We start from the raw sequence: 13,874 nt of genomic DNA, 5'->3' as shown, positions 1-13,874 counted from the left end.
AAAAACCGGTCGTTCAGCCAGTCACTGCGCCCTCTCGGCGAGGCTGAACTTGCGAATCAGGTCCTGCTCGGGCGAATGCGCTTGAGCGTTTCACTCGGCAGTTCCTTGAACAGCGCCCGGTAACTGCTGGAAAACCGCCCCAGATGCCAGAACGACCAATTCATCGCCACTTCGGCAACGGTGGTGTCATTCGGTGTTCGCGCGAGCAATTCGCGGTGGGCGCTGTTGAGGCGGCGCAGGCGCAGCCAATGGGTGGGCGTCATCCCGGTGAAGGCCTTGAACGCATGCTGCAACTGCCGCAGGGAAACCCCGGCCACCTGGGAGAGCTCCAGCAGGTTGAGGGTTTCTTCCGGTGAGTCGGCGGCCCATTCGCCGATGCGTTTCATCACTGCGCGTTCTTCGGTGCGGCGCTGCAGGCCGCCGTGATCGAGGCACACACAGGCGTTGTCGAGGATGTACAGGCAGTCTTCGAGCAGTTGCTGGGTCAGCGCTTCTTTGCTCGGCGGGTCGAGCGTTTCGGCGAGGCGGGTCAAGGTGCCGCTCAACCAGCGGCTGAACAAGGCGTTCTGCCCCGAGTTCAGCGGCGACATGAACAAGCCTTCCAGCCGCGCAACATTCAAACCGTGACGCTGCACGAACTCCGGACCAAACACCACGGCGACTTCCTGGTAGTTCTCCGGGGTGATCCAGATGTTGCGACTTTCGCCATTCAACACATACAGCGCGTTGTCGCTGCGATCGAAACAGAACGCCAGCGAACCCTCGGGCGCGCTGAAATTCTGTTCGACCCGGGTGTTCATCTGCTCTTCGTAAATCTCCACGCCTTGCAGGTCCAGGTAGCGCACACGCCCGGCGAAATGCCCCGGCGACATTTGCTGGTAATGCTGGACCCAACCCGGCGTGGCGCGGATTTGCGCAGCGACATCGTCGGTGTTGAACGCTTGAACCTGTATTGGACTGGACGCTGACATGAATGACCTTACGCACTCGTTTGGTGCGTTTTGGTGCTGCTGAAAGTGGATAGATGGAACCGCAAGGCTCGCCCAAGATAGTCGTCAACGCGTCTCAGGGGAAGTGTGCGGTGGATGAAACCGTCCTCCCCGGCGTTAAAAAAAACCAATAACGAGGTCTTTATGAATGCCCCTTTCGATCAGCTCCTCACGTGGCTGAAAGATCACAAGATTACCGAAGTCGAGTGTGTGGTCAGTGACTTGACCGGCATTGCACGCGGCAAAATCGCACCCACCAACAAGTTCCTGCATGAGCGAGGCATGCGCCTGCCGGAAAGTGTGCTTTTGCAAACGGTAACCGGGGACTTTGTCGACGACGACATCTACTACGACCTGCTCGACCCGGCCGACATCGACATGGTCTGCAAGCCCGTCGCCGACGCGGTGTATGTGATTCCATGGGCCATCGAGCCGACCGCCATCGTGATCCACGACACCTTCGACAAGTTCGGCAACCCGATCGAACTGTCGCCGCGCAATGTGCTGAAGAAAGTGCTGCAGCTGTACACCGACAAAGGCTGGCGGCCGATTGTCGCGCCGGAAATGGAGTTCTACCTGACCCAGCGCTGTGAAGACCCGGACTTGCCGCTCAAGGCGCCGCTGGGCCGTTCGGGCCGTGCGGAAAGCGCTCGTCAGTCGTTTTCCATCGACGCCGCGAACGAATTCGATCCGCTGTTCGAAGACGTCTACGACTGGTGCGAACTGCAAGGCCTGGACCTCGACACACTGATCCACGAAGACGGCCCGGCGCAGATGGAAATCAACTTCCGTCATGGCGATGCGCTGGACCTGGCCGACCAGATCACTGTGTTCAAACGCACCATGCGTGAGGCGGCGCTCAAGCACAACGTCGCGGCGACGTTCATGGCCAAGCCGATTGGCGACGAGCCCGGCAGCGCCATGCACATCCACCAGAGCGTAGTCGACATTGCCACGGGTAAGCCGATCTTCGCCAATGCCGACGGCACGATGAGCGAGCTTTTCCTGCACCACATCGGCGGTCTGCAAAAGTACATCCCCAAAGTGCTGCCGATGTTCGCGCCCAACGTCAACTCGTTCCGCCGCTTCCTGCCGGACACCTCGGCCCCGGTCAACGTTGAATGGGGCGAAGAAAACCGCACCGTCGGCCTGCGAGTGCCGACCTCGACGCCAGATTCGATGCGCGTGGAGAACCGCTTGCCGGGGGCTGACGCCAACCCGTACCTGGCGATCGCGGCCAGTTTGTTGTGCGGTTATCTGGGCATGGTTGAACGCATCGAACCGAGTGCGGCGGTGCAAGGTCGAGCCTACGAGCGCCGCAACCTGCGCCTGCCGATCACCATCGAGGATGCGCTGACGCAGATGGAAGAGAGCGAAACCATCGGACGGTATCTGGGCGACAAATTCGTGCGCGGTTACGTGGCAGTCAAGCGTGCCGAACACGAGAACTTCAAGCGGGTGATCAGTTCCTGGGAGCGTGAGTTCTTGATGCTTAGCGTCTGAAAGCCACGCGAGATCACGCGCCCCCCCTGTAGGAGCGAGGCTTGCCCGCGAAGAGGCCGGTCCGTTCAACATCATCGTTGACAGTCAGGCCGCCTTCGCGGGCAAGCCTCGCTCCTACACAGTCTAATAACTAAAGAGGTGTCGAATGCGTCTATTGAAATCCATGGTGCCGGCCGCGCTTGCCGTGCTGTTCAGTGCCGTTGCCCAGGCTCAACCCACCGTCAGCGTCTACAACTGGACCGATTACATCGGCGAAACCACCCTCGCCGACTTCCAGGCCAAATCCGGGATCAAGGTGATCTACGACGTCTTCGATTCCAACGAAACCCTGGAGGGCAAGTTGCTCGCCGGGCGTACCGGGTATGACGTGGTCGTGCCGTCCAACCACTTCCTCGCCCGTCAGGTGAAGGCCGGCGCGTTCCTCAAGCTGGACCGTGCGCAGTTGCCCAACTTCAAGAACCTCGACCCGAAATTGTTGGCGCTGCTGGAGAAAAACGATCCGGGTAACGAGCATTCCGTGCCGTACCTGTGGGGCACCAACGGCATCGGCTACAACGTCGACAAGGTCAAGCAAGTGCTCGGCATCGACCGCATCGATTCCTGGGAAGTGCTGTTCGAACCGGAAAACATCAAGAAACTCAGCCAGTGCGGCGTATCGATGATGGACTCGGCCGATGAAGTGTTCCCGGCGATTCTCAATTACATGGGCATGGACCCGCGCAGCGAGAACCCTGAAGACTTCAAAAAAGCCGAAGCCAAACTGTTGAGCATCCGGCCTTACATCACCTATTTCCACTCCTCCAAATACGTGTCGGACCTTGCCAACGGCGACATCTGCGTGGCCTTCGGCTATTCCGGTGACGTGTTCCAGGCCGCCAACCGGGCCAAGGAAGCCAAGAACGGCGTGAACATCGCCTACGCCATTCCGAAGGAAGGCAGTAACTTGTGGTTTGACCTGTTGGCGATTCCTGCCGATGCCAGCAACCCGAAAGAAGCCCATGCCTTCATCAACTACCTTCTGGACCCGCAAGTGATTGCCAAGGTCAGCGCCTCGGTCGGCTATGCCAACCCCAACCCCGCCGCCAAGGAATACATGGACGCGGAGCTGGTGAACAACCCTGAGGTTTACCCACCTCAGGCAGTCCTCGACAAACTCTACATTTCGACCACTCCGCCCCAGGCGATCATGCGACTGATGACCCGTTCCTGGAGCAAAGTGAAGTCCAACAAATGAATAACGAACACGCACATTCCTACTACGCGGCCACCGCCAAAGGCCTGACGCCCTACCCCACGCTGGCCTCGGACCTTGTGGCCGATGTCTGCGTGATCGGCGGCGGTTTTACCGGGGTCAACACCGCGATCGAGCTGGCTCAGCGCGGGCTCTCGGTGATTGTGCTGGAGGGCCGGCGGATTGGCTGGGGCGCCAGCGGGCGTAATGGCGGGCAGTTGATCCGCGGCATCGGCCATGACGTCAGCGGTTTCACCCGGTACGTCGGTGAGGACGGGGTGCGCTATCTGGAGCGTGCGGGGATCGAATCGGTGGAACTGGTGGGCAATCGCATCCGTGAACACGGGATTGAGTGCGACCTGCGCTGGGGGTTCTGCGAGCTGGCCAACACCAAGGCGCAATTCGCGGCGTTCAAGACGGAGCGCGACAGTCTGGCCGAATCAGATTACGCCCACGAAACCCGTCTGGTCGGGCCGGAGCAGATCCGTGAGCAAGTGGTGGACTCAAGCGTCTATGCCGGTGGTCTGGTCGACATGGGTTCGGGCCATTTGCATCCGCTCAATCTGGTGCTGGGCGAAGCAAGGCTGGCGCAATCCCTTGGGGTGCAGATCTTCGAGCAGAGCCCGGTTCTGGAGTTGATCCATGGCAGCACGGTGCAGGTTCGCTGTGCCGGTGGCACGGTACGCGCGGGAAGTCTGGTGCTGGCCTGCAACGCGCACCTTGAAGAACTCGAACCGAAGCTCAGCGGCAAGGTGCTCCCGGCCGGCAGCTACATCATTGCCACCGAGCCGTTGGCACCTGAGGTTGCCGCGCAGTTGATCCCGCAGAACCTCGCGTTGTGCGACCAGAAAGTCGGCCTGGATTACTACCGGCTCTCGGCGGACCGGCGCTTGCTGTTCGGCGGCGCCTGCCATTATTCCGGGCGCGATCCGGCTGACATCACGGCGTACATGCGCCCGCAGATGCTCAAAGTCTTCCCGCAATTGCGCGATGTGCGCATCGACTATCAATGGGGCGGCCGGATCGGCATCTCCGCCAATCGCTTCCCGCAAGTTGGCCGCTTGAGTCAGCACCCGAATGTGTTTTATGCCCAGGGTTACTCGGGGCATGGGCTGAACGTCACGCATTGGTGCGCGAAGCTATTGGGTGAAGCGATCCATGCCGGGCACAGTCGAGGGTTCGACGTGTTCAGCGCCGTGCCGCACATGACCTTTCCCGGCGGGCCGATGCTGCGCTCGCCGTTGCTGGCGCTTGGGATGTTCTGGTATCGCCTGCGCGAACTGGTTGGCTGACAGGCCGCTATCGCGAGCAGGCTCGCTCCCACAGGGGATTTTCGGCGGACACAGCATTTTTGAACGACGACGATCCCTGTGGGAGTGAGCCTGCTCGCGATAAACGATAACGCGGTCAATCAGTTGTTTAGGCCTTTCGATTTGCTCAATCGCAAGGCACTTCTATATTGAGGAGGTGCTCTGACTTTCCTGCGTCCTGGCGAGTACGGCCTATGGCTACGACTGACCGACTGATCATCTGCGAGCACTGCGACTGCGTGTATGAAAAAGTCACGCTCGCCAAACATCAAAAAACCCTGTGCACACGCTGCGGCGGTGTGCTCCAGCGCTATAACGGCCTGACGGTGGAACAACGCCTGGCGTTGACCTGGACGGCGTTGATGCTGTGGATTTTCGCCAATTTCTACCCGGTCATGAGCATCAGCCTCAAAGGCCTGAAAAACAGCGCAACCCTCTGGGACTCGGTGCTGGCCCTGAGCCTGGGGCCGATCACGTTCATTGCCATGGTGGCGGCGATCGCGATGATCATCGCGCCGATTTTCCAGCTGTTGCTGCTGATCTGGGTGCTGAGCTATGCCCTCGCCTCCCGGCGCTCGCCCGGTTTCAGCTTCTGCATGCGCTGGCTGGAAACCCTGCGGCCCTGGAGCATGCTCGAAGTCTGTCTGCTGGGGGCCATGGTTGCGGTGATCAAGCTCGCCGGGTTGCTGGATGTGCTGCCCGGCATCGGTCTGTTTGCCCTGGCCGTGCTCAGTCTGATGATGATCCGCATCGCCGGGCGCGATATCCGTGAGCTGTGGGACATTCTATGACAACGCCTCCGGTCGCCAGCGAACTCAACCTCTGCCTGTGCCACAGCTGCGGACTGGCCTGCGACATGACAGGTGAACCGCACGAATGCGAGCGCTGCGGCGCGCCGTTGCATCGGCGCAAAACCAACTCGCTGACCCGCACCTGGGCCTACCTGCTGACCTCATTGGTGTTTTACGTCCCGGCCAATCTGCTGCCGGTGATGAATACGAAGATGGTCGGCAACGGAGCTGACAGCACAATCATGGGCGGCGTGCTGGATTTCTGGCAGCACGGTGCCTGGGACATCGCCCTGATCATTTTTATCGCCAGCATCGCGGTGCCGGGCGTCAAGTTCGTCGCGTTAATGCTGCTGCTGATTACGGTGCATCGCAACAGCCTATGGGCGCGCAAGGAACGATCGACGTTATACCGCTTCGTCGAGCTCATCGGTTATTGGTCCATGCTCGACGTGATCGTGGTGGCCCTGGTGGCCTCACTGGTGAAGTTTCAAGCCCTGGCCGATATCGAACCGCGTCCGGGCATTCTGTTTTTTGGACTGGTGGTGGTGTTCACCATGCTGTCAGCGATGAGTTTCGACCCGCGTCTGATCTGGGATAACGAGCAGGATAAAAACTCACACACCGAGGAGGACATGGATGAAGTCGCAAGCCACTGACGGGCCGCAAGCCCCTGGCCAGGCCCCAATCAAGACTCGTCGTTTCAGCGTTTCGCTGGTTTGGATCGTGCCAATCGTCGCAGTACTGGTGGGCATTTCCCTGGTGGTCCACAGCATGATGCAGGAAGGCCCGACCATCACGGTCACGTTCAAGACCGGCAGCGGCCTGACTGCCAACAAGACCGAGGTCAAATACCGCAATGTGGTGATCGGGCAGGTCTCGGACGTGGAACTGAGCAGCGACCAGAAGAGTGTCAACGCTACGATCAAACTGGCCAAACAGGCGGAAAGCTTCACCCGTGAAGACTCACAGTTCTGGGTGGTGCGTCCGCGTATCGGTGCCGGCGGCGTGTCGGGCATCGATACCCTGTTCTCCGGTGACTACATCGGCGCGGATATCGGCCAGTCCAACACCCGTTCGAAACACTTCAAAGGCCAGGAAAACCCGCCAGCGATTACCTATGGCGAACCGGGCAAACGCTTTACCTTGCACACCCAGGACCTCGGATCGCTGGACATCGGCTCGCCGGTCTATTACCGAAAAATCCCGGTCGGCCAGGTGGTGGCCTATGCGCTGGACCCTGACGGCAACGGTGTGAACATCGACTTGTTCATTCACGCGCCCAACGATGCCTATGTCACCGAAAACACCCGGTTCTGGAACGCCAGCGGTATTGATGTCAGCGTCGGCGCCAATGGCTTCGCGGTGAAGACCGAGTCATTGTCATCGCTGCTGGTTGGCGGCATCGCCTTCCGCGCGCCGGAGTACAGCCCCAACGATAAACCGGCGGCCGAAGAGTATGCCTATGAACTGTTCCCAGACCAGCAAACCGCCCTCGCCCCGCCCAGTGGCAAGGGCCAATACTTGAGCCTGCGTTTCGACCAGGCCCTGCGTGGCCTCAAAGTCGATGCACCGGTGGAATTCCTCGGCGTCGAGTTCGGCAAAGTGGTGTCGATCAATCTGGATTTCGATGCGAAAAAACGCAGTTTCCCGGTCAACGTTGGCATCGTGATCTACCCGCAGCGCCTGGGTTCGGCCCATACCAAAATGCTCAAGGCGCTCAATCATGATCCCAATGATGAAGCCGCAGCCGTGCGCTTGATGGGTTCCTTTATCGAGAACGGTCTGCGCGCCCAGGCACGCAGCGGCAATCTGCTGACCGGCCAGCTGTACATCTCACTGGATTTCTACCCCAAGGCCGAGAAAGTCGCGTTCGATCCAAGCGCCCGTCCGGTCAGTATCCCGACCATTCCCGGCAGCCTCGAACAGTTGCAGGAAAAACTCGAAGGCATGGTCAACAAGATCAACCAACTGCCGATCGAGCGAATTGCCGGCAATCTTGACAGTAACCTCGTCGAACTGCGCAAAGGACTCGCCCAATTCAACGCCAAGACGCTGCCGGGCGTGCAAACCACCCTGGCCGACGTCAGCAAGACCCTGCAATCGGCCAGTTCGACGCTCGCCGAAGACTCGCCGCAGCGGGAACAGCTGACCCAGACCCTGGACGAACTCGGACGCATGTCGCGCTCCTTGCGTGAGCTCTCGGATTACCTGGGACGCCACCCGGAATCGCTGATTCGCGGCCGCCCCAACAACGCCGCACCGATGGATCTGCAGGCGCCACCGCGCAACTGACCACAGGAGCAACACCATGGCTTTTTCGCTGAAGATCACCTTGGTCACCGCGCTGTTACTGCTCACCGCTTGCCGCAGTGATCCGATTCAGTTTCACACCCTGATTCCGGCGCAATTGGGTAATCAATCCAGAGGCGGTACCTCGGAGATCGAGATTGAAAGCATCAGCGTGCCGCCCCAGGTCGATCGTCCGCAGATCGTGATCCGCCAGGGCAACAGCGGCCTGGCGATACTCGAAACCGAATGGTGGGCCGCGAGCCTGGTGGATGAATTGCGCAGCGCCATGGTTGACCAACTGCTCAACAGCCACTCACAACGCAAAATGTCACTGCGCCTGGATGTGCAGCGCTTCGACTCGATTCCAGGGCAATACGCGCTGATCGATGTCAAATGGCGCCTGCGCAGCCTTGGCGACAGTGATAACACGCTGATTACTTGCCGCAGCACGTTGCAGTCACCTTCCGGTCCCAGCATTGATGAATTGGTGGTGGCCCATCAGAACAACGTCAAGCGTCTGGCCGCTGCGATCAATCAGGCGGCCGGCGGAACTTCGAAAGGCTGCCCATCGAGCCAGTGACCACACCGTTTGATTCAGACCCATCGGGCAAGGGGCCGAGGTGCTGCTAATCTGAATGTAAATGACATGTATTAACGGTTTCTTTGACGTTTTTTTCTCATTTTTAGCTCTACATTCCCTGCGATTCAAACATGCAAATGGTTCGCATTGATTGATCCGCGAATGGACGTGCATGCCTTCCAAAAGAACAGGAGCTGCCGACAGAATGTTCACCTCTACCCCTTCCTTCCTCAAAGCGGCCTTGCTGGCCACTGCCCTGCTCGGCGCCACACAGGTGTTTGCAGCGGATGACGGCATTGTGGTCTACAACGCGCAGCACGAAAGCCTGACCAAAGCCTGGGTCGAGGGCTTCACCAAGGAAACCGGCATCAAGGTCACCGTGCGCAATGGTGACGATACCGAGATGGGCAATCAGATCGTGCAGGAAGGCGCCGCGTCCCCGGCCGATGTGTTCCTGACCGAGAACTCCCCGGCGATGGTGCTGGTGGACAACGCCGGCCTGTTTGCGCCGGTTGCCCCGACGACGCTGGAGCAAGTCGAGGCGGCTTATCGTCCTGCCCATGGCAAATGGGTCGGGATTGCCGCGCGCTCAACCGTGTTTGTCTATAACCCTGCGAAACTGCCCGAGGCCGACTTGCCGAAATCACTGATGGACCTCGCGGGTCCGGCGTGGAAAGGTCGTTGGGGCGCTTCTCCGGCCGGTGCCGACTTCCAGGCAATCGTCGCTGCAGTGCTGGAACTCAAGGGTGAAGCCGCAACGCTGGAATGGCTCAAAGGGATGAAAACCAACGTTACGGCCTATCGCGGCAACAGCGCCGTGCTCAAGGCGGTGAATGCCGGGCAGATCGACAGCGGCGTGATCTATCACTATTACAGCTTCGGCGATCAAGCCAAGACCGGCGAAAACAGCAACAACACGGCCCTGCACTACTTCAAGCACAAGGACCCGGGGGCCTTTGTCAGCGTCTCGGGGGGCGGCGTATTGGCGTCCAGCAAGCACAAGGAACAAGCCCAGGCGTTGCTCAAATGGATCACCGGCAAGGACGGCCAGGACATCCTCAAGACTGGCAAGTCGTTCGAATACGCCGTGGGCAAAAACGCCCCATCCAATCCGAAACTGGTGCCTTTGTCGCAACTCGACGCCCCAGTGGTCGATGCGTCGAAACTCGACAGCAAAAAAGCCGTGGACCTGATGACTCAGGTGGGGCTGCTCTAATTGATCCCTGAATCCCTGCCAACCGGTATCCCCGCGGCGATACCCGTCAACCTGCGACGACGCGCCCGTGGCGTCTTCGCCGGTCGCGGTGGCGCCTGGGTAATCGGTTTGTCGGTGCTGGTGTCGTTGCTGGCACTGATGCCGATTGCCTTCGTCATCGGCGTGTCGATACAAACCGGCTGGGCAACGCTGGTGCCGCTGGTGTTCCGGCCTCGGGTCGGCGAGTTACTGATCAACACCGTGTTGCTAGTGGTGATCACGATTCCGTTGTGCATCAGCCTGGGCCTGGCCCTGGCCTGGTTGACGGAGCGCACCAACCTGCCCGGGCGACGTGGCTGGTCGTTGCTGGCGATCGCGCCGCTGGCGGTGCCGGCCTTCGTGCACAGCTATGCCTGGGTCAGCCTGGTACCACCGATTCACGGCCTGTTTGCCGGGGTTCTGGTCTCGGTGATCGCCTACTTCCCGTTCCTGTACTTGCCGATTGCAGCGACGTTGCGCCGGCTCGACCCGGCGATCGAAGACGTGGCCGAATCCCTGGGGCTCAAGCCCTGGGCGATCTTCTTTCGTGTGGTGTTGCCGCAACTGCGCCTGGCCATCTGTGGCGGTGCGTTGCTCGTGGGCCTGCACCTGCTGGCCGAATATGGCCTGTACGCGATGATCCGCTTCGACACCTTCACCACGGCGATCTTCGATCAGTTCAAATCCACCTTCAACGGCCCCGCTGCCCACATGCTGGCCAGCGTGCTCGCCCTGTGTTGCCTGGTGATGCTGACCGCCGAGTCGGCCGCTCGCGGTACGGCGCGTTACGCCCGGGTCGGTTCCGGCAGCGCGCGTGAACAACGGGTGGTGCGCCTGGACGCTCAAGCCACCGTGCTGGGGTTGATGCTGCAAATCACCACCTGCGCCCTGGCCTTGGGTGTGCCGCTGATCACCTTGGGCAAATGGCTGATCGCGGGCGGCCCGCAAGTCTGGGACTTGGCAGAGCTTGTGCCGGCGCTGGAACAAACCCTGCTGCTGGGGATTTGCGGCGCAGTCCTGACCACCTGCGCCGCCATCCCGATCGCCTGGCTGTCGATTCGCTCGCCGGGTCGGCTGCAGCGGTTGCTGGAAAGCTGCAATTACATCACCAGTTCATTGCCCGGCATCGTCGTGGCCCTGGCGTTGGTGACTATCACCATCCATTTCGCCCGACCGATCTACCAGACCACGATCACCGTCCTGTTGGCGTATCTGCTGATGTTTTTGCCCCGCGCCCTGGTGAGTTTGCGTGCGGGCATCGCGCAGGCACCGGTCGAACTGGAAAACATGGCGCGCAGCCTCGGCCGCTCGCCTGCGCGAGCACTGTGGCTGATCACCCTGCGCCTGGCCGCGCCCGGGGCCGCCGCCGGTGCCGCGCTGGTGTTTCTGGCGATCACCAATGAGCTGACCGCGACCCTGCTGCTCGCCCCCAACGGCACGCGCACCCTGGCCACCGGTTTCTGGGCCATGACCAGCGAAATCGACTATGCCGCCGCGGCCCCCTACGCGCTGCTGATGATTGTGCTGTCGCTTCCGTTGACCGCAATTCTTTATTACCAATCCAAACGAACGGCTGGACGATGAACGCTCTGGAACTGCACGCGATCTGCAAATATTACGGTTCTCAGCGAGCGCTGGAGAACGTCAGCCTGTCGGTGCCAAAAGGCAGCCGGACAGTCATCGTTGGCCCATCGGGTTCCGGCAAAACCACGTTGCTGCGGATGATCGCCGGTTTCGAATTCCCGGACACGGGCAGTATTTCGCTCGACGGCCAGACACTCGTCGACGACACCCATGAAGTCCCGGCGCATCAGCGCTTGATCGGCTATGTCCCCCAGGACGGCGCGCTGTTCCCGCACATGACGGTGGCCGCCAATATCGGTTTCGGGCTGTCGACCAAAGGCGAGGCGAAGCACCAGCGAATCGCTGAGTTGATGGACAGCGTGGCCCTCGATGCGAGCATGGCCCAACGTTGGCCTCATGAGCTTTCCGGCGGTCAGCAACAGCGAGTGGCGCTGGCGCGTGCGTTGGCGCAGCAACCACGGCTGATGTTGCTGGACGAGCCGTTTTCGGCCCTCGATACCGGTCTGCGGGGCGCCATGCGCAAAATGGTCGCGCGATTGCTGTCCGACGCCGGCGTCACCACCATCCTGGTCACCCATGACCAGAGTGAAGCCTTGTCGTTCGCCGATCAGTTGGCGGTGATGCGTGACGGCCGGCTGGTGCAGTCGGGCCATCCGCTGGACCTTTACCGCTATCCCGACGACGAACAAACCGCGCTGTTTCTTGGAGATGCCGTGGTCATGCCCGCCAGGATCGAGGCCGGGTGGGCCCATTGCGATCTGGGCCGTATTCCGGTTAACAACCACCGTAACAACAATGCGGCGCAGATCATGCTGCGCCCCGAGCAGCTGCAATTGGTCAGCATCCAGCCCAGCCCGACCGAAGTCGCCGGGTGCCGCGCCGTGGTGACAGAGCGGGATTTCAGCGGCAACACCTGCACCTTGACCGTGGAGTTGCAGCCTGCCGTCGCCGGCGACCCGCACGGTCGATCATTGATGGTGCGCAGCTCTGGCCTGTACGCGCCGCCCGCTGGCAGCGAGGTTCACGTATCAACCATCGGCCATGCCCATGTGCTGAGTGAACCCTGAATCCACGCCATCACAGATCAAAGCGATCCACCGCCCGACGCCGCTCGTTGTCGTCGCGCACATCGTAGTTGGCCGTCGTCTGGATGTTGCTGTGATGAGCGAGTTTTTGCGCGATCGACAGGTCATGCTCTTCGATCACCCGGGTGATGAACGAGCGCCGAAAATCATGCGGCATGATCTTCACCCCGACCTGCGCACCGCGCTGCCGGGCGATGTAATAGATCGCGTGTTTGGTGATGCGCTCGCGGGTGATGTGGCTGCCGCGACGGATGCGGTTGAACAGGAACGGGTCGTCCACCTCGCCTTCCTTGAGGTGCGAACGGCGCAGTTCCAGCCAGGCCTGCAGTTTTTCAAAGGCCCAGGCCGGGGCGTATTTGATCAACTGCTTGTTGCCCTTGGCGGTGACCCGCAAGCTGCGCTCGCTGAAATCCACCTGTGACAGGTCCAGGTTCACCGACTCGGATTTGCGCATTCCCGAACCGTACAAAATCCCGATGATGGCGGCGTCTCTCAGGCCTTGAGGACGCGGGTCGGCGGCACACACCGCCATCATCTCCTGAATCAGCGAGCGCCTGAGGTTGCGCCCCTGGGACAGACGCGTGCCGGCAATCCCTTTCACCGAGCGCATTTTCAGCAAGTGTTCCTGACTGATCAGGCTCATGCGCCACGCTTCGTTCATCACACCGCGTACCGCATTGACGTACAGCGACGAGGTATTCGGTGCGTACCCGTCTTCACGCAGCGCTGCGACCAGCGCAATCACATTGTCGGGTTGGAGCTGATGCCAGGGAATCTCCTCGACGTTCATGTCTTCGAAACCCAAACGGTCGGCCGCATCCTGCAAAACGTAGCGCATGGTCAACTGACTGGAGGGCGCCAGTCGGGCCAGGTAGACAGTCATCGGGTTGGTCTTCGAAGCAACAGAGTGGGTATTAACTAAGTCAATCAAACGAAACGGCCTTGAGTGGAAACAATTCAGTAAAAACAACTAAGGATTGAAACATTGTTCATATAAAGGGGAACACTTCCGCAGGACTTCTCTTCTAAAAATCGCGATAAACGGCAGAAGTCTGAACAGTGGCTGTATGACTTTCAGATAAACGATTCGAAGACCGGTTTTTCATGTTCCTTTCACAAAATCGGGCATAACCTTCAATCAACCCGACGAGCCCTTGTGGGTCGTCACGCTGCCGGTCGCGGCCCGGAAAGTCAATTGATGGCTTCCTGCTCCGGCAGTCAACCCCTTGAAAACACGCTTCTTTCGGCGATTTTGCTGAAGGAAGCCGTTCGCCCGGA

Annotated in this window: 12 protein-coding genes; 10 read left to right on the top strand and 2 right to left on the bottom strand. The window is 60.2% G+C overall.

All coding sequences use genetic code 11. The annotated features are described in order from the left end of the window. Window positions 1-56 precede the first annotated feature (56 nt). Window positions 57-971 (bottom strand): helix-turn-helix domain-containing protein, encoded by a 915-nt coding sequence (locus AC1ROI_RS00385; protein WP_010460092.1) that lies wholly within the window; start codon window positions 969-971, stop codon window positions 57-59. Between the two features lie 162 nt (window positions 972-1,133). Between AC1ROI_RS00385 and AC1ROI_RS00380 the strand changes: the two genes are divergently transcribed. From AC1ROI_RS00380 to AC1ROI_RS00335, 10 genes are all read left to right on the top strand, one after another. Continuing rightward, entirely contained in the window at window positions 1,134-2,492 is a 1,359-nt protein-coding gene (locus AC1ROI_RS00380; RefSeq protein ID WP_102593786.1) for a glutamine synthetase family protein, read from the top strand. 145 nt (window positions 2,493-2,637) lie between these two features. Continuing rightward, window positions 2,638-3,726 carry a polyamine ABC transporter substrate-binding protein gene (locus AC1ROI_RS00375; protein WP_010460089.1) on the top strand — a complete coding sequence of 363 codons (1,089 nt, stop codon included), beginning with the start codon at window positions 2,638-2,640 and terminating at the stop codon, window positions 3,724-3,726. Then, window positions 3,723-5,015 (top strand): NAD(P)/FAD-dependent oxidoreductase, encoded by a 1,293-nt coding sequence (locus AC1ROI_RS00370; RefSeq protein ID WP_102593785.1) that lies wholly within the window; start codon window positions 3,723-3,725, stop codon window positions 5,013-5,015. Before AC1ROI_RS00375 ends, AC1ROI_RS00370 begins: the two co-directional genes overlap by 4 nt. A 212-nt stretch (window positions 5,016-5,227) precedes the next feature. Beyond that, a complete protein-coding gene (locus AC1ROI_RS00365; RefSeq protein WP_102593784.1) occupies window positions 5,228-5,824 on the top strand; it encodes a paraquat-inducible protein A in 597 nt (198 codons plus the stop codon). After that, window positions 5,821-6,480 (top strand): paraquat-inducible protein A, encoded by a 660-nt coding sequence (locus AC1ROI_RS00360; RefSeq protein ID WP_102593783.1) that lies wholly within the window; start codon window positions 5,821-5,823, stop codon window positions 6,478-6,480. Before AC1ROI_RS00365 ends, AC1ROI_RS00360 begins: the two co-directional genes overlap by 4 nt. Beyond that, entirely contained in the window at window positions 6,461-8,116 is a 1,656-nt protein-coding gene (locus AC1ROI_RS00355) for a PqiB family protein (RefSeq protein ID WP_010460081.1), read from the top strand. The genes AC1ROI_RS00360 and AC1ROI_RS00355 overlap by 20 nt, the downstream gene beginning before the upstream one ends. Before the next feature lie 16 nt (window positions 8,117-8,132). Then, on the top strand, window positions 8,133-8,693 hold the full coding sequence (locus AC1ROI_RS00350; RefSeq protein ID WP_083376798.1) for a PqiC family protein: 561 nt from the start codon (window positions 8,133-8,135) through the stop codon (window positions 8,691-8,693). Between the two features lie 205 nt (window positions 8,694-8,898). Beyond that, window positions 8,899-9,909, top strand: a complete 1,011-nt coding sequence (locus tag AC1ROI_RS00345; protein ID WP_102593782.1) for an iron ABC transporter substrate-binding protein — start codon at window positions 8,899-8,901, stop codon at window positions 9,907-9,909. Between the two features lie 3 nt (window positions 9,910-9,912). Then, the gene (locus AC1ROI_RS00340; RefSeq protein ID WP_102593796.1) at window positions 9,913-11,511 is read left to right on the top strand and encodes an ABC transporter permease; all 1,599 of its coding nucleotides are present in this window, start codon (window positions 9,913-9,915) and stop codon (window positions 11,509-11,511) included. Continuing rightward, on the top strand, window positions 11,508-12,578 hold the full coding sequence (locus AC1ROI_RS00335) for an ABC transporter ATP-binding protein (RefSeq protein ID WP_102593781.1): 1,071 nt from the start codon (window positions 11,508-11,510) through the stop codon (window positions 12,576-12,578). The genes AC1ROI_RS00340 and AC1ROI_RS00335 overlap by 4 nt, the downstream gene beginning before the upstream one ends. 10 nt (window positions 12,579-12,588) lie before the next feature. Here the strand turns inward: AC1ROI_RS00335 and AC1ROI_RS00330 are convergent, their stop codons facing one another. Next, a complete protein-coding gene (locus AC1ROI_RS00330) occupies window positions 12,589-13,479 on the bottom strand; it encodes a site-specific integrase (protein WP_010460071.1) in 891 nt (296 codons plus the stop codon). Window positions 13,480-13,874 lie beyond the last annotated feature (395 nt).

The sequence above is a fragment of the Pseudomonas sp. GW823-FHT02C02 genome (genome assembly GCF_058797635.1).
Note: the sequence above shows the minus strand (reverse complement) of the source record. Positions and strands in the feature narration are given on the sequence as shown.